The sequence below is a fragment of the Blautia sp. DFI.3.45 genome, from assembly GCF_020593505.1.
GTDB lineage: Bacteria > Bacillota > Clostridia > Lachnospirales > Lachnospiraceae > Blautia_A > Blautia_A wexlerae.
In genome coordinates this window covers 60532-82410 of record NZ_JAJDMI010000003.1, presented here as the reverse complement: position 1 = coordinate 82410, position 21879 = coordinate 60532, and the positions used below count along the sequence as shown (strand labels likewise).

The 21879-nt window shown below is 41.0% G+C and carries 22 protein-coding genes; 2 read left to right on the top strand and 20 right to left on the bottom strand.

Annotated features, from left to right (window positions below; translation table 11 throughout):
• Positions 1-95: 95 nt before the first annotated feature.
• From LJE09_RS01895 to LJE09_RS01880, 4 genes are all read right to left on the bottom strand, one after another.
• Complete coding sequence (locus LJE09_RS01895) at positions 96-1130, bottom strand: FAD:protein FMN transferase (RefSeq protein WP_118616658.1); 1035 nt, start codon at positions 1128-1130, stop codon at positions 96-98.
• A gap of 130 nt (positions 1131-1260) precedes the next feature.
• Positions 1261-2037, bottom strand: a complete 777-nt coding sequence (locus LJE09_RS01890) for a 4Fe-4S binding protein (RefSeq protein ID WP_227310929.1) — start codon at positions 2035-2037, stop codon at positions 1261-1263.
• On the bottom strand, positions 2034-2630 hold the full coding sequence (locus LJE09_RS01885) for an FMN-binding protein (RefSeq protein ID WP_062807691.1): 597 nt from the start codon (positions 2628-2630) through the stop codon (positions 2034-2036). Before LJE09_RS01885 ends, LJE09_RS01890 begins: the two co-directional genes overlap by 4 nt.
• 213 nt (positions 2631-2843) lie before the next feature.
• Positions 2844-4820: an Ig-like domain-containing protein gene (locus LJE09_RS01880; RefSeq protein WP_062807690.1), complete on the bottom strand. Its 1977-nt coding sequence runs from the start codon at positions 4818-4820 to the stop codon at positions 2844-2846.
• 385 nt (positions 4821-5205) lie between these two features.
• Here LJE09_RS01880 and LJE09_RS01875 point away from each other — a divergent pair, with 385 nt between their 5' ends.
• Entirely contained in the window at positions 5206-5688 is a 483-nt protein-coding gene (locus LJE09_RS01875; RefSeq protein WP_008703072.1) for a Gx transporter family protein, read from the top strand.
• Between the two features lie 55 nt (positions 5689-5743).
• Here LJE09_RS01875 and LJE09_RS01870 read toward each other — a convergent pair whose 3' ends face one another.
• The 3 genes from LJE09_RS01870 to LJE09_RS01860 form a co-directional block, all read right to left on the bottom strand.
• Entirely contained in the window at positions 5744-6106 is a 363-nt protein-coding gene (locus LJE09_RS01870) for an ArsR/SmtB family transcription factor (RefSeq protein WP_008703071.1), read from the bottom strand.
• Positions 6107-6165: 59 nt separating this feature from the next.
• Complete coding sequence (locus LJE09_RS01865) at positions 6166-8031, bottom strand: heavy metal translocating P-type ATPase (RefSeq protein WP_008703070.1); 1866 nt, start codon at positions 8029-8031, stop codon at positions 6166-6168.
• A gap of 113 nt (positions 8032-8144) precedes the next feature.
• Positions 8145-8363: a cation transporter gene (locus tag LJE09_RS01860; protein ID WP_026649923.1), complete on the bottom strand. Its 219-nt coding sequence runs from the start codon at positions 8361-8363 to the stop codon at positions 8145-8147.
• Positions 8364-8685: 322 nt separating this feature from the next.
• On the opposite strand from LJE09_RS01860, the gene LJE09_RS01855 reads away from it, so the two are divergent.
• Positions 8686-9078 carry a metal-dependent transcriptional regulator gene (locus LJE09_RS01855; RefSeq protein ID WP_055052804.1) on the top strand — a complete coding sequence of 131 codons (393 nt, stop codon included), beginning with the start codon at positions 8686-8688 and terminating at the stop codon, positions 9076-9078.
• A 236-nt stretch (positions 9079-9314) separates the two neighbouring features.
• Here the strand turns inward: LJE09_RS01855 and LJE09_RS01850 are convergent, their stop codons facing one another.
• The 13 genes from LJE09_RS01850 to LJE09_RS01790 all read right to left on the bottom strand — a co-directional run bounded on the left by LJE09_RS01850 (position 9315) and on the right by LJE09_RS01790 (position 21808).
• Positions 9315-11411, bottom strand: a complete 2097-nt coding sequence (locus LJE09_RS01850) for a heavy metal translocating P-type ATPase (RefSeq protein WP_062807689.1) — start codon at positions 11409-11411, stop codon at positions 9315-9317.
• A complete protein-coding gene (locus LJE09_RS01845) occupies positions 11411-11746 on the bottom strand; it encodes a DUF6110 family protein (RefSeq protein ID WP_008703066.1) in 336 nt (111 codons plus the stop codon). The genes LJE09_RS01850 and LJE09_RS01845 overlap by 1 nt, the downstream gene beginning before the upstream one ends.
• Before the next feature lie 346 nt (positions 11747-12092).
• Positions 12093-12503, bottom strand: a complete 411-nt coding sequence (locus tag LJE09_RS01840; RefSeq protein ID WP_008703065.1) for a transcriptional repressor — start codon at positions 12501-12503, stop codon at positions 12093-12095.
• A gap of 149 nt (positions 12504-12652) precedes the next feature.
• Positions 12653-12784 (bottom strand): FeoB-associated Cys-rich membrane protein, encoded by a 132-nt coding sequence (locus LJE09_RS01835; RefSeq protein ID WP_008703063.1) that lies wholly within the window; start codon positions 12782-12784, stop codon positions 12653-12655.
• Positions 12785-12997: 213 nt separating this feature from the next.
• Positions 12998-15157: a ferrous iron transport protein B gene (gene feoB, locus LJE09_RS01830; protein WP_008703061.1), complete on the bottom strand. Its 2160-nt coding sequence runs from the start codon at positions 15155-15157 to the stop codon at positions 12998-13000.
• Between the two features lie 173 nt (positions 15158-15330).
• Positions 15331-15552, bottom strand: coding sequence for a FeoA family protein (locus LJE09_RS01825; protein ID WP_022380698.1), 222 nt, complete (start codon positions 15550-15552; stop codon positions 15331-15333).
• A gap of 97 nt (positions 15553-15649) precedes the next feature.
• Entirely contained in the window at positions 15650-15859 is a 210-nt protein-coding gene (locus LJE09_RS01820) for a FeoA family protein (RefSeq protein ID WP_008703058.1), read from the bottom strand.
• Between the two features lie 194 nt (positions 15860-16053).
• Positions 16054-16329 carry a DUF2325 domain-containing protein gene (locus LJE09_RS01815; protein WP_008703057.1) on the bottom strand — a complete coding sequence of 92 codons (276 nt, stop codon included), beginning with the start codon at positions 16327-16329 and terminating at the stop codon, positions 16054-16056.
• 340 nt (positions 16330-16669) lie between these two features.
• Positions 16670-17878 carry a [FeFe] hydrogenase H-cluster maturation GTPase HydF gene (gene hydF, locus LJE09_RS01810; protein WP_022380697.1) on the bottom strand — a complete coding sequence of 403 codons (1209 nt, stop codon included), beginning with the start codon at positions 17876-17878 and terminating at the stop codon, positions 16670-16672.
• 52 nt (positions 17879-17930) lie between these two features.
• A complete protein-coding gene (gene hydG, locus LJE09_RS01805) occupies positions 17931-19352 on the bottom strand; it encodes a [FeFe] hydrogenase H-cluster radical SAM maturase HydG (protein WP_020993890.1) in 1422 nt (473 codons plus the stop codon).
• Positions 19353-19477: 125 nt separating this feature from the next.
• A complete protein-coding gene (gene hydE / locus LJE09_RS01800) occupies positions 19478-20527 on the bottom strand; it encodes a [FeFe] hydrogenase H-cluster radical SAM maturase HydE (RefSeq protein WP_008703051.1) in 1050 nt (349 codons plus the stop codon).
• A gap of 15 nt (positions 20528-20542) precedes the next feature.
• Positions 20543-20788: a TM1266 family iron-only hydrogenase system putative regulator gene (locus tag LJE09_RS01795; protein WP_020993889.1), complete on the bottom strand. Its 246-nt coding sequence runs from the start codon at positions 20786-20788 to the stop codon at positions 20543-20545.
• A 39-nt stretch (positions 20789-20827) separates the two neighbouring features.
• Entirely contained in the window at positions 20828-21808 is a 981-nt protein-coding gene (locus tag LJE09_RS01790; protein WP_008703048.1) for a transglutaminase domain-containing protein, read from the bottom strand.
• Between the last annotated feature and the right edge of the window lie 71 nt (positions 21809-21879).

Genomic DNA, 21879 nt, shown 5'->3' with positions numbered 1-21879 from the left:
TTAAATCCTCCTGAATATGAGTTAGTAAATATATTTCCAAACTGTCCGGAAAACTGAAATTTTTGACAGTTCAGAAATCTTTATATAAGATAAACCTATTCACCGATGGAATAAGTATCTTTCAGTAATTGAAATCTTTCTTTCATGCCTTCCGTCATCCAGACATGATCAGAAGCATCTACGAACAGACCGTCTGCATTGTATTTCTTCAAAAGTTCTTCTGCCTTTTCTTTTCCCAGTACAAAGCATGCAGTGGAAAGTCCGTCTGCGTTCAGGCCGTCATCACACACAACCGTCACAGATGTGAGACCGCTTCTTGCAGGATATCCTGTAGCAGGATCCAGTATATGATGATATCGAACACCATCTTCTATAAAGTATTTTTCGTAATCTCCGGAAGTAGATAAAAATTCAGTACCATTCAGAGTAACTACTCCCAGGTAATCACCTTCTGTATCCCGCGGATCAGTGACAGCTACCTGCCAGGCAGAGCCGTCAGGTTTGCTTCCATAGCTCATAACACTGCTGCCGCCGAGATTCAGGATCATACCGGATACATTTTTATCTGCATCAAGAATCTTCTTTGCTGCATCGCAGCCGATTCCCTTACCTGCAGCCCCCAGATCAAGGGTTACTCCCTCCGGCATGGTAACTTTATTTCCATCCAGAGTCACCTTGTCATATCCTACATTTTCAAGCAGGGAATTTAATTCATCATCTGAAGGAATGTGCGGATTTTCTCCGTCAATGTCCCACAGGCGGATCACTCTTCCCATAGTAGGATCCATGGCTCCGCCAGAAGCTTTCGACAAATCCAGTACCTGTTTTAAACAGGTGGCAGTTTCATCAGATACCGTTGTTGTATTCCCGGCATTTTGATTGATCTGGTATATCTGAGAACTTTCTTTTGTCCAGGAGATCCCGTTTTCTTCCACATCTTTTAATGCAGAGATTACGTCTGCTGTGATGTCCTCACCTGTTGTGTAAAGAGTCTCTGATACTACGGTGTCCATAGCAAAGTCTGTTTTGGTGTATGTGTTTATTTCAGAGTTTCCCCATGCAGTCCGGGATGTACATAAAAGAGAGGCCGTAATGAAAAGTCCCAGTACAAAAGAGCGTTTGTTTGTCATATATTTCTGATTCCTTATCCTCTTATTGTTATCATCAACTAACTCTATAGACTATATCACTGTCGGAAAAGTATGTCTACCAATACAGTTAGTTCTTACTAATCAAATTTTTTCAATAAGTTAGCAGTTGCTAATTTTTATCAATAATAGTGCCTGTATGAATATTTTTCCTTGGGCAGACTGCAGTGCAGGCGTGACAGCAGATGCATTCCCCTGAATGTGCAGTATCACCGTCAATATCCAGATGTGCCGGACATCTCTTCTTACAGAGAGTACACTTTGGCGCACAGTTTGGACGATTTCGTTTGAAAAGTGCTCCCGGGATGATCGGCATGATTGCAAATACTGCTCCCATGGGACAGAGAAACTGGCAAAAGAAACGCTCCTGTGTACACATTCCGGCCATGATCAGGATCAGCAGAACTGTTCCCACAATGTAGGTAGATTTCGGCAGTCTGCCTGTTGTAAGCATGGAGAATACATCCCATGGACTCATTCCCTGTAATTTAGAATAGAATCCTGTCATGCAGGAAAGAAGCAGGAACGCAAGGAGTACATATTTTACTTTCTGCAATCTGTGTACCCATTCCTCCGGATATCCATGTTTTTTCTTTTTTCCAAAGCATTTCGCACGGATAAACGCGGTAAGCTCATACAGAGCATCTCCCAGCGAGCCAAACGCACAGGCATAACCGCAGAAATGACGCCCGAACAGAATGGTAATAATTAACAGTAACGCCGTAATATCCAGAAAAGAGTTCCAGGTTACGCTCTGCTGTCCTCCGATTGCAAGAAAGATGGATTTGACTCCTGCAAATGCTGTGGAAAAAAGGGAGGGCGCTGCTATAAAAAATATAAGCTGTATGGCGGCACGGATCAGCCGTACCTTTCGTTGTTTCTTTTTCATGCGTTTTCCGCCTTTGATAATGCGTCATTTACTGCTTCTAAGATACCGGTAGAACTGAAAGTTGCTCCGGAAATAGTGTCAACATCTGTGCTCTGCTCGCTGATGACACTGTTTATGACATTCTCGCCCTGTGACAGATAAGCACTGTCCTCACCCGGTGCACTGACTACACTGACTGCTGTAATGGTATCATCTTCCAGAGTCACCTGAACAGTGATCGTTCCACCGTATCCGGTTCCTGAACCTTCAAAAGTACCGTTCTTATATACATTATCAGAATCATCGGCATCTTCAGAATCTGCCTGATCTGCATTTTCTTTATCCTCTGCAGAATCTTTTTCGGATTTATTATCAGCTTCTGAAGATACATCAGAAGAAGCATTACTTTCTGCTGCTGTTTTCTGTTCCTCATAAGTTTCCTTTAATGCTGTAAGGATCTGGTCCTGCTGTTTCTCCAGACTCTCTGTTTTTGCAGTCAGGTCTGCAATATCCTGGGCCTGTTCCTTATCTTTTACTGTTCCGTTATAGAAAAATACCGCCATGATGATCAGCAAAAGTGCGATCAGACGCAGATAAAAGTTTTGATTATTCACGTTGTTTCCTCTCCTTCATTTTATTTTTGCCGGATATGATATCTGTTTTTAAATGAAGCAAAACTTAATCATAACTAACTTTAAAAGTGTATCATTTTCGTATACAAAAATCTATATATAACAGATTCTGCTAATGTTGTTTTTTTCTCATTAAGATGACCCCGGAACAAAATCCGAGGTCATTTATTGTGTGAATTATTTACCTGTTATCGTTTATTTTACTTTTACTGTAAATACCTTCTTAACACCATTGCAGGTTACTGTGATTTTGGCAGTACCTTTTTTCTTTCCTTTTACAACGCCTTTGGAGCTTACTGTTGCAATCTTGGTGTTGCTTGACTTGTAAGTAACCTTTCCTGATGGAGTTGCCTTTGCGGAAATCTTTGTTGTTTTTCCAACTTTTACAGTTGCTGAAGATTTGGTAAGTTTCAGGGATGGATTTTTAACTGTTATCTTGCAAGTTACTTTGTATTCTCCGCAGGATGCTGTGATCACTGCTGTTCCTTTTGCCTTAGCAGTTACAACACCTTTGCTGTTTACAGCAGCCACTTTTGTGTTGCTGGACTTCCATGTGATTTTATCTGTAAGGTTTGTTGTAACTTTGAGAGTGGTTTTTGTGCTGCCTTTTGTATAAAGAGTCTTGGAAGAAGTATTTAATTCAAATGTGTTTTCTGCTTCTTTGTAAGTAAAAGTAAGATTATTCTTATATCCTACAGCAGTTATTTCAAATACAGTTGTGTCTGTTACCTGAAGATCTGTAAGATCAAGAGTTCCATCTTCTTTTACAATGACTTTGCTTCCTCTTCCTGTTGCAGCATATTCTGTATCATCAACTTTTACTTTGCTGATGCTCTTAATGTATGCAGAGAACTCTTCTGCTGTAATGCCTTTTGCTGCAACCAGTTTTGTCTCGTTACTGTCATAAGAAGCCGGCATTTTGTCTGTATTTACTGTAAATTCAGTTACAATGGCTGCATATTTTCCGCTGGCATCTGCAATTTCAACCTTATGTGTTCCCAGTGCAAGAGCTCCAACTGCAAGTTTTCCGTCTGTGCAGGAAACCGCTGTTTTGTCTACAGTATACTGTGCCTTGAAGTCTGCCGGCAGAGCCTGGTCAAAGGTAACTGCTGCAGATGAGTCTGTATTCATAATATCTGCTACTGTTGCCTTGATTCCTGTAGTTGTCTGCACCTTTACATCCGGAACATCAAAAGTGATCATGCCCTTATCTGTGTAATAAGTAACGCTGTCAATTGTTTTTCCCATGATTGATTTATAATGTGCAGAAGAAACAGGGCATCCGTGAACTTCTGTTGTATATCCGGTTCCCCAGGCAAGCATACTTCCACGCCAGATATTCTCCAGATGACGCAGGCCATAGTTGGTTCCGTCTGTAGTATTTACGGTTACACCATAGATTTTATCTGTATTTGTATCAATTACTGCTGCAAAAGCCTCATTGTTAAGATCAAGCTCATAATCACCGTAATTTGTTTCTGTTTTCAATGCAGCATCAATGGCAACGGTCTTTGTCTGCGCACCTTTCATTGCTGAGAAAGAATAGCTGCCGTCTGCATTTACAGTAAGTTCTTTGTAATAAGACGGTGTTTCGCTTAAAATGTAATAAGAGTAAGAGGCATTTTCAATCAGGGAATCTTTTCCTGTATAGGTGTTGCTGCTTGTCTGTCCTCTGTTTGTCACTGTGATCGTTACAGAGTCGGAATCTGTGACCTGCTTCTGGTCTTTCAGAAGGGAAAGATCACTGACCTTTACAGGGAAAGTAACACCTGTTACATCGGTTCCATTGGGGTCTACGTGATAAGCGGAATTTCCGTTCATCATACCTGCTGTTCTTGATTTATTAAGAGTTGCAGATGTAAAGGCATCAACTTTTACATCATTATTTTTCAGTTCTGCCTTGTAGAAATCATCATATGGAATATTCATAAGCACATAAGCTTCACCCTGCCGTGCTTCAGCAGCAAAAGCATCCTGGACATCTTCGGTGGTAAATTCTTCCTGCGCATCCTCAGCGGCAAACTCTTCGGAAACAGAGAAATCTGTGCTGTCTGTAATTACCTCACTGTCTGTAAAATCAGATGCCAGAACTGCATATGGCATGCTGGTCATAGCAACTGCGGCACTCATTACAACAGGTGCTATTTTTTTCATAAGCTTTTTGTTTGTCATGGTTTTCTCCTCTTCTAAAATTTTTCTTTTTGCGGAATCACTCTTACCAGAGGGTTAATCAACTTATTAACCAAAGGGATTTTACTTTTACCAAAAGGGAGTGACTTCTGCCAAAGATATTCATATAGGATTGCTATAGGTATGCTGTCAGCAGTAATTATATAAATTAGTTACTACTAACTTATGAAATAGTAACATGCCTGTCTGAAAAAATCCACACTTTTTTACCTGGGATATTCGTCATTTTTTCTCAATAAATGCTTTCAGTAAAAATCAGTATTAGTTACATCTAACTTGTGGTTGCGGGAATATTTTTTCTATGTTAAAATGTCTGAAGAATTCTGAGAATTCCATTTTGGATTTTTTGAGAGGAGAAAATAGATTTATGAAGCAAAAAACAGCCTGCCTTGGGCTTTTTTCAGCTGTGGCGATTATTTTGGGATATGTGGAATCACTGGTGCCGGTTTTTGCGGGGATTCCGGGGATTAAACTTGGACTTGCCAATCTGGGAGTACTTTTTATTTTGAAGAAATATTCATTTAGGGAGGCTGCTCTGGTTTCTGTTGTCCGCATTCTGGTGATCGGATTTATGTTCGGAAATCTGTTCAGTATCCTGTACAGTCTGGCAGGGGCCGCGCTTAGTATGACAGTTATGACACTTATGCTGAAAAAAACCTCCTTCAGTCTGATCGGTGTCAGCGTTGCAGGAGGTGTTTCCCATAATATCGGTCAGTTGATCATTGCCATGCTGATCGTACAAAATGCAAGTGTGTTTGTATACGCACCGGCACTTCTGGTGGCAGGTGTTGCTGCCGGGGTGGTAATCGGCGGACTTACTAACGAGATTTTGAAAAGAGTTCATCTATAACTTTAAAAGCATCAGTTATCTGAATTTATAATCTTTCAGATAACTGATGCTTTTTTCAATCTTCTTCTATATGTTCCCGTCCCTGGTTGATGATCGTGCGGACATGATCATCTGCCAGAGAATAGAAAATAGATTTTCCCTCTCTGCGGCTCTTTACCAGTTTATTCTGTTTCAGAATACGAAGCTGATGAGAAATCGCAGACTGAGTCATATTCAATGCTTTAGCGAGATCGCAGACACATACCTCTGCCTCAAACAAAACAAACAAAATGCGTATTCTGGTAGAGTCTCCGAAAACCTTGAATAATTCGGCCAGATCATAAAGCTCTGTTTCTTCCGGCAGGGTTTCATCTACAATTTTAAGCAGATCTTCATGTATTTCATTACTCTCACATAATTCTTCTTTGCATACTTCCATTTTCTTACCTGTTACCTTTCCGGCTTATCACAAAAGGTTTCTGCTGATTTGCCTGTTTCTTATAAATTCTTTACAAATAATGTACGGATCGCGTTTAATACTGCCAGGATCATAACACCTACATCTGCAAAAATGGCCACCCACATGTTTGCAATACCTAAAGCTCCAAGGATCAGGCAGAGAATTTTAATGCCGATTGCAAAATAAATATTTTCATATACAATACGGATACATTTACGTGCAATTTTGATCGCTTTGGAAATCTTCAGAGGATCATCATCCATCAGAACGATATCTGCTGCTTCGATTGCTGCATCTGAACCAAGCGCTCCCATCGCAATACCAATATCGGCTCTGGATAATACAGGGGCATCATTGATACCGTCACCTACAAACGCAAGTTTAGCCTTTTCAGACTTCTGATTAAGAAGTTCTTCTACCCTGGAAACTTTGTCAGCAGGTAAAAGTTCGCTGTATACTTCCTGAATTCCCAGTTCCCCGGCAACCTGATCTGCAACACGTTTTGAGTCGCCTGTCAGCATAACGGTCTTGCTGATTCCGGCTTTCTTCAGTTCAGCGATTGCCTCTTTTGCATGAGGTTTGATGATATCGGATATCAGGATATGTCCTGCATATTTGCCGTCAATGGCCATATGCACAACAGTTCCTACATGATGGCAATCCTGATAAGCAATGCCAAGTCTGTTCATTAATTTGGTATTACCGGCAGCTACAGATATGCCGTCAACTTTGGCAATCACACCATTACCACTGATTTCTTCAATATCAGTAACACGATTTCTGTCGATTGGTTTTCCGTATGCTTTCTGCAAGCTCTTGCTGATCGGATGGGAGGAAGAACACTCGGCAAGTGCTGCATATTCTAACAATTTCTCATCAGGCATTTCATTGTGATGAATACCACTTACTTCGAAGACACCCTGAGTCATAGTACCTGTTTTGTCAAATACAACATATTTTGTCTGAGCCAGTGTTTCCAGATAGTTGGAACCCTTGACCAGAATGCCCTGATTGCTGGCTCCACCGATTCCTGCGAAGAAACTTAACGGGATGCTGATAACCAACGCACATGGACAGCTGATTACAAGGAAGGTAAGGGCTCTGTAGATCCAGTCTCCCCACATGGCAGGTTTTCCCATAATAAGAAGTACGATCGGCGGGATAAATGCAAGAGCAAGGGCTCCGTAACATACTGCAGGTGTATAGTATTTCGCAAATTTGGAAATAAAGTTTTCAGATTTTGACTTTCTGGAGCTGGAATTCTCTACCAGTTCAAGAATCTTGGATACTGTAGATTCACCGAATTCCTTAGTTGTACGGATCTTCAGCAGACCTGTCATATTGATACAGCCACTGATCACTTCATCGCCTGCTTTTGCATCACGCGGAAGACTCTCACCTGTCAGTGCACTTGTATTTAATGTAGAAGTTCCCTCGGTGATCACTCCATCGATCGGTACTTTTTCACCCGGCTGAACAACAATAATGGTTCCGATCTCAACTTCATCAGGATCAACCTGTTCCAGTGTTCCGTCTTTCTCTATGTTCGCATAATCAGGACGGATATCCATCAGTTCACTGATGTTTCGTCTGCTCTTTCCCACTGCATAGCTCTGGAAAAGTTCTCCAATCTGGTAGAAAAGCATAACTGCAACACCCTCGGAATAATCGCCAAGGAGAATTGCACCTACTGTGGCTACAGCCATCAGAAAGTTCTCGTCAAACACCTGTTTATTTAAAATACCCTTAAATGCTTTCTTCAGGATATCATAGCCGATGACCAGATATGGGATCATAAAAAGAACAAATCTCAGGTATCCCTCTGCCGGCAGTAAGGAAAAGACCACGATCAGCACTGCTGCTATGATAATTCTGATCAGCATTTTCTTCTGCTTCTTGTTCATATCAATACCTCTCTCTTCTTATAAAAGCAGGACCGCTGCAAAAAACTTTCCGGCGAAAAGCTCAGTGCCGGGATACGTTTTATGCAACAGTCCATTCTCCGGATAACTCAGAATTAAAGATAAATCTCACAGTCGTCTTCTACCTTCTTGCAGTTCTTTAATACGTCTTTCATAACTGCTTTTGGATCCTGTCCGTCTTCGAATTCAACGATCATCTTCAGCATCATGAAGTTAACTGTTGCATCTTTAACGCCGGCTGTATTCCTGGTAGCTTCCTCCATTTTATTAGCACAATTTGCACAGTCTACATCGATTTTATAAGTTTTCTTCATAATATTTTCCCTTTCCGCTCATCTCTTTTATATTAACATATGAGCACTTGTTCATTTGTTTGATTTTATTATAGCATTATTTTCTCTTCTGTCAATAGTTTTGAGGAGATTTCTTTACGGAAATAAAAAGTTATGTTATAATCCATGTTATTATAGTTTAACGTGTTGCTTTAATGTTTTAAAAAACAGGATATTATTATCTGGCAGGTATCAAAATCATAAAAAGAAATATGATACTCTTTGACAGAACATAACTGCCTGTACTGTTTGCGTACAGCAGTTCACAGTAGCAATATCGGAAAGAAAAAAGGAGGGTATCAATATGGCGATACATGAATCAGGAGAAGATTATCTCGAAGCGATCCTTATGATCCAAAAAAGAAACGGTAATGTCCGCTCTATCGACATTGCGCATGAACTGTCTTTTTCAAAACCGAGTGTCAGTGTTGCAATGAAGAATCTGAAAGCCAGTAATTACATTACGATTGATGAGAACGGATTTATCAATCTGACGGAAACCGGGCAGGAAATTGCAGATAAGATTTATGAAAGACATACCTTTCTGACCGGATGGCTGACTTCTATCGGAGTTGACCCGAAGGTTGCAGCCGAGGATGCCTGTAAGATGGAGCATGCGATCAGCGCAGAGAGTTTTTCTGCCATTAAGAAGTCTATTGCAGGCACGCATGAAAATTATAGCAATCCTCGTAAATAATGCATTTAAGACAGTTCAGCAGCGTGCGAAAGACAAGGAAGATATCTGCAGGCGTGCTGACGCACGGCAAAGATATCTGACGCAGGATTTCACACTCTGATGGGCTGGATTAAGATGCATTATTTTAGAGGATTGCTATAAATAAAAACATAATAAAAACCATATCCCGGATTTTCAGAGACTAAGCATCTGTTGCTTTATCATGAAATCCCGGATATGGTTTTTTATGGTTATCTTTATGCTTCCTCTTCTTTTGGAAGAAGATTTCTCATACTTCTTAAACTGATAGTCAGTGTTGACATGTTATGAAGCAGTGCAGATGTTGTAGGCATAATGATACCTGTAACTCCAAGTGCGATCAGACCACCGTTTATACCGATAATAGTTCTGTAATTATTATGGATACGCTTCATCAGCGCTGTACTCAGTCTCTTTAACGTAACAATCTCATGGAGATTATCTGCAGAAATTGTAACATCTGCAATCTCACGTGCAATAGCTGCGCCATCACTGATAGCAATTCCCACACTTGCAGAAGAAAGTGCCAGTGAATCATTGATCCCATCACCGATCATAATAACTTTATGCCCCAGTTCTTTTTCTTTCTCTACAAAAGATGCCTTATCTTCCGGCAGAACTTCGGAGTAATATTCATCTACGCCTACACGTTTCGCAATAGCTGCTGCTGTACGTTCACTGTCACCGGTCATCATTACGACTTTTGTAATGCCGGCTTCTTTTAATTCACGTACTGCATCTGCAGCCTCTTCACGAAGCGGATCTTCTACACAGATAACTGCTGCAAGTTTTCCTTCGATTGCAAGATACAGGTGAGAACATTCTAATGGCAGGTGTTCAAATCTGTCTTCCATTCCTTCCGGAATTACACACTTTTCATCTTCCATTACGAAATGCCAGCTTCCGATCACTGCCTTTTTGCCTTCAATAGTTGTAGAAATACCATGAGCTACGATATATTCTACTTTTGAATGCATTTCCTCATGAACAAGATGTTTCTCTTTAGCTGCATTGACAACTGCTCTTGCCATGGAATGAGGGAAATGTTCCTCCATACATGCTGCAATACGCAGAAGCTCATCTGAACTCAGCTCTTCACTGAAAGATACCACATCTGAAACTACAGGCTTTGCTTTTGTAAGTGTACCTGTCTTGTCAAATACAATAGTCGTGGCATCAGCCATTGCTTCCATATATTTACCGCCCTTTACAGTAATACTGTGAGTACTTGCCTCACGTATAGCGGATAATACGGAAACAGGCATGGCAAGCTTCAGTGCGCAGGAGAAATCTACCATAAGTACCGCAAGGGTTTTCGTCATGTTTCTGGTAAGCAGATAAGTTATCCCTGTACCTGCAAGAGTGTATGGCACAAGTCTGTCTGCAAGATGTTCTGCATTACTTTCCACAGAGGATTTCAGCTTCTCAGAATCCTCGATCATGTTGACGATCTTCTCATAGCGGCTGGAACCTGCTGCTTCTTTAACCTTAACAGTGAGTTCGCCCTCTTCCAGAACAGTTCCTGCATAGGCAAAGCTGCCTTCTGCTTTACGTACAGGCGCAGATTCACCTGTCAGAGAAGTCTGGTTGACCATTGCTTCTCCTGCTGCAACATCTCCGTCAAACGGAATCACATTACCCATATGTACGCGTATCAGATCACCTGCTTTAACAGAAGAAGCAGATATAAGAACCTCCTGTCCGTCTTCATTTACAAACCATACTTTCTCTGCATTGATAGACATGCTTCTTGCAAGGTCATTGACGGATTTCTTATGTGTCCATTCCTCAAGGATCTCACCGATTCCAAGCAGGAACATGGTGGAACCTGCAGTATTGAAGTCACCGCGGAGCATAGATACACCGATTGCTGCTGCATCCAGAACAGGTACCTCCAGTTTTCCATTCATCAAAGTACGTACACCATGATAAATGTATTTCACTGATTTCACTGTAGTGATCGCTACACGTACCGGATATGGCAGAAACATTTTATTTAATGTACGCATTACTACAGAGTTGATCAGTTTTTCTTTATAGGTTTCGTTTAATTCACGTCCGGAATTCTCAAGTGCTGATTCAGATACCTGAGCAGTTTCATAGGAAAATCTGCTCAGTAAACGAATCAGCCCATCTCTGCTGCCGGTATAGACAACAGCGACATCCTGAGTTCTTACATAAACCGATGCCTTGCTGATATTTTCCTCTTTCTCCAGATAACACTGCAGAATATCCGCCTGTCTGTAGGTCATGTGTTTCTGCGCAAGGTGGATACGAATTCGTCCTTTTATTTCATGCTTAATAGCAAATTTCATTATTCCTCGCTGCCTTCTTCTGTTTCTTCTGTCTCTTCTTTGAAATCTGTTGTCTCTTCTGTTTCTTCTGCTGCTTCGTCAGCTGTATCTTCTACCACTTCCTCAGCTGCTGCTCTGTCTTCGTTGATCTGCTGTGCTTCTGCATAAATATCCTCAGCATTCTCCTGAATTGCGGAAGCTGTTTTCATTACACATGCCTTTGCACGTAAAACGGCTGCTGTGCAGTTTGTGTATAATTTCTTTGCATCTTTACTTGTAAGAATCTTGATACCTGCTGTACCGAAAGCTACTCCTGCTGCAAAGATTCCTGTTTTTTTACCGTCAAATTTAATCATTGATGTATCCTCCTGTTGTGATTTTTAATTTATTGTAACCACTCAGCATCCTTTCGGTGCTGAACAGTTATGAACTGTTTTCAGATAAATATGATGGGCAAACGCATTATTGCGACATCAGCTTATTTATATTTCATGTATTATACAGCCAAAATTTCTATATTTCTACTTTTTTCTTCTTGTTGAGAAATGTTCTCATTTCAGACATGTTAAGAAGGTTACCGGAAACCGTATTGCCAAAAGAGAGTAAAAAACTGAAGAAATATAAGAAAGCCACCGGAAATTATACTCTTCAGTATTTCCCGGCGGTCATCAGTTCGTTCTCTATTTAAATTTTTACTTGTTTTCAATGTTTAAAATCACAGGAATTTACGAACATCCGCTCGATTTCCTGTTTGTCAATGTATCCACAGGCCTTCAGTCCTGTCAGAACTACATTGTTAAAACTGTCTTTTGATAATTTCTGGACTGTATTATCATCTAGCTCAATGGTGCATACACTTTCATCTTTACAATCCGGATTTCTCACGATTTTATACATATTTCTTCTGCTGATCGCACCAATTTCTTCCAAAAGATTTACCATACGGTAAACCGTAGCTGATCCGATGCCCGGATCCAGGCGGGATGCATTGTAATAGATTTCTTTACAGCAGGAACACTCATTTTCAAGAATGACTTCCAACAGCATTCTTCTCTGTTTGGTAATCCTGCATCCTCGCTTCTTTAATTCCTGGATTACAACATCTTTCTGCATTCGGGTTCTCTGGTAATTGGGCTCTTTACAATTTTCCTGTCTCTGTAATGCTGCTGCTCCCAAAATCACATCATCCTTCCGCTTGTTAATTTCTGTTTCCTGACATATGGCTGCTGTTTGGCATCAGGTTTCAGTAATATGCCTGATTCTCAATGGCACCCTCTGCAGTGGCTGCAGTCTCCGCCACATGATGACTTGCCGCTTTTTTTGTCTCTGACGATTCCTCTTATGATCAGTCCGACAATTAAAATCAAAATTGCTCCTACAATCAATGTTCCCATAAATGACACCTCCTGCTTTATATCATTATCATACACATATAATCACTATACTGCAATCTGATAATCAGCAGTCCACTAACTGTGAAGATACGTTACTGTTCACTTCGTTCTCAGTAACACGCTCCGCGATGAAAAAGGTATGAAACAGTTGCAATTCTGTTTATCAGAACCCGCACCACCAGATGGGACGCAGGCTCTGATCTTATTACTGTTTTATCTGGCTTTTGCCATACCCTTTACCTTTACATTAAGGCTGCCGCTTTCCTTATAAGGTCTGAACAGCAGATATAAAAATCCGATGATAATTGCGAATGCAACCACTGTCCAGATACCGAAACCGCCGCCTGTAACCAGTGTACCGATCTGATAGATACACAGAGACACAAGATATGCAAGTCCACACTGATATCCGATTGCAAATAAAAACCATTTTGTATTGTTCATCTCTCTCTTGATCGCACCCATAGCTGCGAAGCAAGGAGCACAAAGAAGGTTGAATACCAGGAAGCCGTAAGCTGCGATCGGTGTCATGGCTGCTGCCAGGTTACCCCAGATCTCAGCACCGTCTTCTGCAACTTCTGCGAATCCATAAAGCATACCAAATGTAGCTACTACATTCTCTTTTGCGATCAGACCTGTAACAGCTGCAACTGCCATCTTCCATCCTTCGCCGGCTTTTGTCCAGCCAAGAGGTGCAAAGATCCATGCGATTGCTGTACCGATCTTAGAAAGGATACTCTCGTTAAGTTCTTCAACCATACCGAAGCTTCCGCCTTCCCATCCGAAGCTCATTAAGAACCACAGAATGATTGTTGAAAGAAGGATGATTGTTCCGGCTTTCTTAATGAAGGACCAGCCTCTTTCCCACATACTTCTTAAGATATTGCTGACTGTTGGCCAGTGGTATGCAGGAAGCTCCATAACGAACGGAGCCGGATCACCGGCAAACATTTTTGTTTTCTTTAAGATGATACCGGAGCAGATAATTGCTGCAATACCGACAAAGTAACAACTTGTTGCAACCCATCCGCTGTTTCCGAAGAATGCACCTGCGATCATGGCAATGATCGGAAGTTTAGCTCCGCAGGGAACGAATGTAGTTGTCATGATTGTCATCTTTCTGTCACGGTCATTCTCGATCGTACGGGAAGCCATAACACCTGGAACACCGCATCCACTGCCGATAAGCATTGGAATGAAGGATTTACCTGAAAGACCGAATTTACGGAAAATTCTGTCCATGATGAATGCTACACGAGCCATGTAACCACAGGACTCAAGGAATGCAAGGAATGCAAACAGTACAAGCATCTGAGGTACGAAACCGAGAACAGCTCCCACACCGGCTACAATACCATCAAGGATCAGTCCCTGTAACCATGCTGCACAGCCAATCGCATTCAGCCCTGATTCAATTGCCGGAGGAATGATCTCACCAAACAGAACATCGTTTGTCCAGTCAGTTACGAAAGCACCAACTGTAGTTACAGATACATAATATACGATAAACATTACAACTGCAAAGATCGGCAGTGCCAGCCATCTGTTGGTAACAATACGGTCGATCTTATCAGATGTGGAAAGCTTATCTTTTCTTGCCTTAGTCACACACTGACCAATGATAGAAGAAATATAAACATATCTCTCATTTGTGATAATACTTTCTGTATCGTCGTCAAACTCATTTTCCATTTCTTTGATCTCGGCAGATACATTTACGGATGTATTCATCTGCTCAATGATCTTGTCATCTCTTTCAAGAAGCTTGATTGCGAAGAATCTCTTCTGTTCTTCCGGTACCACACCGGTCAGTTTATTCTCAACTGCTCCGATGATCTCTTCTGCTTTATCGCAGAATTCATGGACAGGTGTTACTTTCCGGTGGCTCTGGGCAATGGAAACTGCCTTGTTTGCAGCTTCTGTGATTCCAGTTCCCTTCAGAGCAGAAATAGTAACAACTTCACAGCCAAGTTTCTTTTTCAGTTTATCAATATGTATTGTATCACCGTTTTTCTCAACGATATCCATCATGTTGACTGCCATGATGACCGGAATCCCAAGTTCCAGAATCTGTGTTGTAAGATACAGGTTACGTTCAATATTGGTACCATCAACGATATTGATGATCGCATCCGGTTTTTCCTGAAGAATGTAATTTCTTGCAACTACCTCTTCAAGTGTATATGGTGATAAAGAATAAATACCAGGTAAGTCAGTGAGGACCACATCCTTGTGTCCCTTCAGCTTACCCTCTTTTTTCTCGACAGTTACACCTGGCCAGTTACCTACAAACTGATTTGAGCCGGTCAGTGCATTGAATAATGTCGTTTTACCGCAGTTCGGATTACCTGCGAGTGCAATTTTTACTGACATAATCTCTCTCCTCTGATTTCTTGATCACTTTTATTTTGATCGCTTTATCCAATCTTTCTACTGCTGATATCATTTATCATTCTCAACAGTTATTAGTCATCACTAATACTTAACTTTCGTTAACTATTAGACAAGGCTAATTGTTAGAAAGACCTAACATGATGTCAAAAAAATTATTCCACTACAATCATTTCGGCATCTGCTTTACGTAAGGATAATTCATATCCTCTTACAGTTACTTCTACAGGATCTCCCAGAGGTGCAACTTTTCTTACATAAATTTCCACGCCTTTAGTGATTCCCATATCCATGATTCTTCTCTTGACCGGACCTTCACCGGTAAGTTTCTGGACTTTAACGGTCTCTCCAACATGAACTTCTTTTAATGTCTTCAAGTTTCTTTCCCTTCTTTCCCCGGAGCGTGTCTGAAAAATCATTTCCACAATCTATACGCTCTGGAATTTTATTTTTCTTTCAGGAAGAAATTATGGTTCAGACCATAATTTTGCTTGCCATATCTTTTCCAATGGCAACCCTGGATTCTTTAACATTAACGATCAGGCTTCCGTTAATCTCAGAAACAACCGTGACAACTCCTCCTACTACGAAGCCGAGCTCCTCAAGATGTCTCTTCACTTCTTCTTTGCCTCCGATCCTTTTGATTGTAAAAGGTTCACCTGCATTTACCATTGATAACGGCATTTCTTCATCCCTTCCTTTGCATTTAATAAGTGATAAACATTATCTTTATCATGTGGTTAGTGTATTCTAATTTCGGTTAGATGTCAATAACTTTATTGAAATTTTTAATGATAAAGTTTTTCAGTTTAAAACATTAATAATTTTTTTCATTAATTTATCACTATATTATGCAATATATACAAGAAAAGTATTTATCAGCAACGTGCTTCGAGAATACCGTTGAGTGCATTTCCGCTGCTGGTATGGCAGCGCACAATATCTGTAGAAGCGCCAACCTCGTCCAGTGCGCATTTTACCATCTTATGGGATACAGTATTTGTAAAAAGTACCAGAAGATCCGGACATCCTATCTTTTTTCCGAAGTCGGCTTCCATCTGTGTAAATACTTTACATTTGCATTTATAAGATTTGCAGATTTTTTTATACTGTCCTACCATTCTGTCATGTCCGCCTACGATTACAATACTCATGTATTATCCTCCTTTTGTTCTTTTAGATATATTAATATGGGGATTGGAAAGTATTTATCCCTTGCCTGATAATCGGGCATTGATAATACTTTGGGTATGGTTAACTTTCTCTAACTGTAAGTTAGTATAAACTAACATAGGCTGCTTGTCAATATCTTCATGAAAATTTTGCGAAATTCATCCAAATTGTGAAGCAATTATTTATAAAAAAGAATCCTGCTTGCAGGATTAGCAGGATTAATTTCCTGTAATATAACAATAAAACTGCCATACAGTAATCTAACTGTACAGCAGTCTTTATGTATTTGTTAATATCTGTTATTTTTCGGGATTGGAATCATCATTCCGGCAATGCCACATGATCCAGTATTCCGGTAAGATGTGCGATGGTTATCCCGTAATTGGTCACAGGTACCTGTTGCTTCTTTGCCCTGTCGATGCGGTACATCACATATTTCCGGTTAAACATACATGCTCCGCACTGGATGATCAGATCATATTCGGTAAGGTCATCCGGAAAATCGGTTCCGCTTACCAGCTCTACCTGCAGGTTTTCTCCAAATCGTTTTTTCAGCATCCGGGGAATTTTCACTCTGCCAATATCCTCTTTCAGAGGTGCATGTGTGCAGCATTCGGCAATCAGTACATGAGAAGTTTCTTTCAGACTGTCAATTGCTTTTGCTCCCTCTATGTAGTAAGAAAGATCTCCCTTGTATGCCGCAAACAGTACAGAAAAGGAAGTAAGCATGCTCTCTTTTGGTTTGTTCTCATAGATGTATGGGAACACCTGAGAATCTGTGATGATCAGCTTCGGTGGTCTGGAAAGAGTCTGCAATGCAGCCGGATACCGGTCAGTAGTTACACTCATTATGAGACATCTTTTATCCAGCAGTTCTCGTAGAGTCTGTACCTGGGGCAGGATCAGCCGTCCCTTTGGTGCCTGGATATCCTGTGGCATTACAAGGAGTACCAGATCATCTTTGGAAACCAGATTCCCGGTGATCATTCTGTTACCGTAGCCTTCCGGGATTTTTTCTGTCAGAAGCTCTTTTAATTTCCGGATTCCCTCTCCCGTTTCAGAACTGACAGGACAGACTGTTTCTCCTGTATTTTTCTGAATCATCTGAATCAGATATTCTTTTTGTTCCTGTGTATATAGATCAGCTTTACCAAGCACCGGGATTACCGGTGTCTGCCGTTTCTTAAAATAGTTATACCATTTTAATTCCTGTACCATTTCATCCCCACAGAAAAGGATGATCGCCAGTTCAGTTTTCTGTGCAGCCAGACTGGTTTTTTCTATTCGTAATGCACCCAGTTCTCCTTCATCATCAAATCCTGCCGTATCGATGAGGACACAGGGACCAAGAGGATAGATTTCCATTGATTTGTATACAGGATCTGTGGTAGTTCCGGCAACATCCGCAACAATAGATACTTTCTGCCCGGAAAAAGTATTGATAAATGAGGATTTTCCACTGTTGGTTTTGCCAAAGATTCCGATATGCAGACGGTTTCCGGAAGGTGTTTCGTTCAATGTCACTGCCATATTAATCCCTTCTTTCAGGTGTTGTTATTGATCGTTAAAAGTGCAGAGAATGTCAGAATCGGAAATCTCTCTGTCCGTTTACAATATCTGCAAGGTGTTCCTCTGTGAGTTTCCTTATCTTTTCGCCCGGGATATTTTCCAGTTCTTTTTGAATCAGCTCCAGTCCGACTTTTTTCGTCTCAGGGCTTGCATAATCCTGGAGATATTCCATCAATGTCATCAGCGCATTGGGATGGCAGCAGTTAGAAATCTGTTTACTTTTGCACAAAGACATAAAACGGTCACCTGTTCTTCCTGCTCTGTAACAGGCAGTACAGAAGCTTGGGATATCTCCCATACCCATCAGCCAGTTAACGATTTCATCCAGAGATCTCTGGTCACTGACGTCAAATTGTGCAGATGTCACTTCATCTTCTGTTTCAGGAACGTCATACCCGCCAACACTTGTTCTGGAGGCACCGCTGATCTGAGAAACTCCCAGAGGAAGTACTTTTTCACGAACTGCTTTACTTTCTCTTGTGGAAATGATCATTCCCGTATATGGCACAGCAATCCGGATCAGTGCACAGATTTTGGCAAAAATTTCATCACTGATACTGTTATCAAAAGCAGAAGGATCAATATCATCCGCATGTTTGATACGAGGCACACTGATAGTATGAGGACCTACTCCATGAACTGCCTCAAGATGTTCCGCATGCATCAGAAGCCCGGCAAACTCATACCTGTAAAGTTCAAGACCAAATAATACACCCAGTCCTACATCATCAATGCCGCCTTCCATTGCGCGGTCCATTGCTTCTGTATGATAGGCATAGTTATGTTTCGGACCTGTTGGATGAAGTGTTTCGTAACTTTCTTTATGATAAGTCTCCTGAAAAAGAATGTAGGTACCGATTCCTGCATCTTTTAATTTCCTGTAATTTTCCACAGTTGTGGCCGCAATATTTACATTGACACGTCGGATGGCACCGTTCTTATGTTTAATGCTGTAGATTGTCTGGATGCATTCCAGAATGTACTCAATGGGATTATTGATCGGATCCTCTCCGGCTTCAATAGCAAGACGTTTATGTCCCATATCCTGAAGAGCAGTTACTTCTTTTACAATTTCTTCCTGAGTAAGTTTTTTGCGGGCAATATGCTGATTTTTCTTATGATACGGACAGTACACACAGCCGTTTACGCAATAGTTGGAAAGATACAGAGGGGCAAACAGAACGATTCTGTTTCCGTAGAATTCTTTCTTGATCTCCGCTGCCAGATCATACATCTCCTGAATCTTCTCAGGAATGGGACAGGCAAGAAGGACAGAGGCTTCTCTGTGGGTAAGTCCTTTACATTCTTTTGCCTTCGCAAGGATCTGGTCGATCAGCGCCACATTTTCTTTGTTTGCATCTGCATATGCAAGGGTTTCTCTGATCTCTTCGTCGGAAATAAATTCCTCTGCTTTTAATGATTTTGGATTATACATAGATTTGTTTCCTTTCTTTTCGGTCAGGGGCTTCCTTATCTGCCGCTTTCCGATTAGTTTTTTCTATATTCAGTTTTATGTTCCGCTTATCGCGGATGCTTAAGTTATTCAGGAGTGAACTGCAGTCATGCTTTATAATCGCCTCTGTCTGTCACTACTTCATAACCAATGCTCTTCATACGTGCTGCCATACAGGCTTTGCATTCAGCAGCTTCATCACCTGTACAGATCTTATTATCATAAAGGGTATACTTATCCCGGACATTGACCGGTGATAAATTGGGCATTACTACATTGGCCCCTGCCAAAATTCCCTTCTCTCTGCCCTTGGGGTCTATGGTTCCAAGGGCTGTTGTTGCCGGAAGAAGTGCGTGTGGGTGGATCAGGCGGATAATTGACAATAATCGCAGAGTCTGCTCCAGAGTTCCGGGTAATTCTTTAGCAAACGGGGTGTCTTTGTGAGGAATAAACGGTCCGATTCCTATCATTTCAGGCTTTAATTCCTTAATAAATAAAAAATCGCGGTAAAGTGTATCTACAGTTTGTCCCGGAGATCCTACCATGAATCCACATCCGGTTTGATATCCTATTTTCTTCAGGTTTTTCAGACAATTTTTTCTGAAAACCAGGGACATCTGTTCCGGGTGAAGTTTTTTGTAATGATCTTCATCTGCTGTCTCATGACGCAAGAGATATCTGTCAGCGCCTGCATTAAAATATGCCTGATAGCTTTCTTCACTCTTTTCTCCAATAGAAAGAGTCACTGCACAGTCAGGGTATATTTCTTTAATCGTGCGGACAATCTGACAAATATGTTCATCTGTGAAATGCGGATCTTCCCCGCCCTGCAGAACAAAAGTCCGAAAACCAAGATTCCATCCTGTTTCACAGCAGGACAAAATCTGTTCCAAAGAAAGCCGGTATCTGTCTGCATCCGTATTTGAACAGCGTATACCACAATAATAACAATTGTTCTTGCAGTAATTTGTAAATTCGATCAGACCACGGACATAAATTTTATTTCCATAAATTGCTTTTGCGGTCTGTTGTGCTCTTCTTCGTAGTTCTTCCGTTACCAGTGGATTCTGTGTATGTAAAATCATTTCCAGTTCTTCTCTGGTAATATTCTGTGTCTCCTGAATGTGTTCAGGTATCTGCAACTCTGCTGATGCCATATATTTTCATTTCCTCTAAGCTTTCGAATAGACTGTTTTTGCTGAAACCCCTGCCAGCCGGCCAATTTTTCCGGTCAGTGCATTGATTATATCCAGAGGTGCATCTATTGCCACACTGATAATGCTTATCCCTCTCTGCCTGTAAGGAATCCCCATTCTGCCGATGATATAAATGCCATATTCATGAAGAATCCTGTTCAGACATTCTACAGAATCTGAATTCTCTACTATAATACTGATCACTGCAATTCTGCTTTCCATAGAAACACCTCTCATATAATTAGTCAACTTATCTGCACATTAGAATTTACAAAAGTTAACAACTCTTAGGATCTGGTGACTGATCGGGTAATAATCATAACCATAAACCCCTGTCATCCAACCGGCATACTGCGCTTCCGGATCATAATAAAGACCATTGATTTCTACCCAGCAATGACGGGTGAAGCCATCTGCCGCTCCATCTCTGCTTCCCGGTACCCGGCCACAGATCATATACGGTGTATATCCTATTTCTCTTGCAAGAGCAGCAAAAATACAGGAAAATCCATAACAGTTGCCATATCCTGTACGAAACATCCTCAATGCCTCACTGCGCGCCCAGCCACTCTGGTAAATGTTAGGATCCGGACCACCATAGTAAAATCCTCCGTAAACAACATATTTCCAACATGCATAAAGCTTCTGGCTCTGACTCATACCTGAATTTGTGATTGACGATACAATCTGCATCACACGCATTTTCAGCAGAGCATTATAATCTTTTCTTGCAGCACCGGAATTGGTAAAATAAAGCTGGCCGTTCTGTCTGGATTTCTTCTGATACAGCCTTCCTTTTGGATCCGCATAATACAGATTATTCTTATAGATAAAATATCCAATGCTGGCACGGCCGTGTTCTGTCCTTATATGATAAATATTGGATCCGGATTTTACAATTTTATTCTGTTTATTCTCAAATAAACGTCCTTTCTCATCAAAAACATAAACTACATTGTTGATACGCTGTCCTCCCCGCACAGCATTTCCATTTGCGCCAAAATAATACTTATAGCCATTATATCTCTTCCATTTGTTCTTAACCATTTTTCCCTTATAATAATAGTAAATCTTGTTTCCCTTTGTAACCAGTTCTCTTATGGGAACCGGAGATGGCGTCGGGGATACCCCGGGCTGCTCTGTAACAGGAATATCACTTTCCGCAGCCTGTACACCAAATACCGGCATAGCTAAAACAGCAACTGCCATTATGATAAAAAGCAACTTTTTCAATGTTTTCATAAACCTTTTTCTCCTTACACATTTTCATAATCTCAGAAACAAAAATATAACTACACACCATGACTACAATC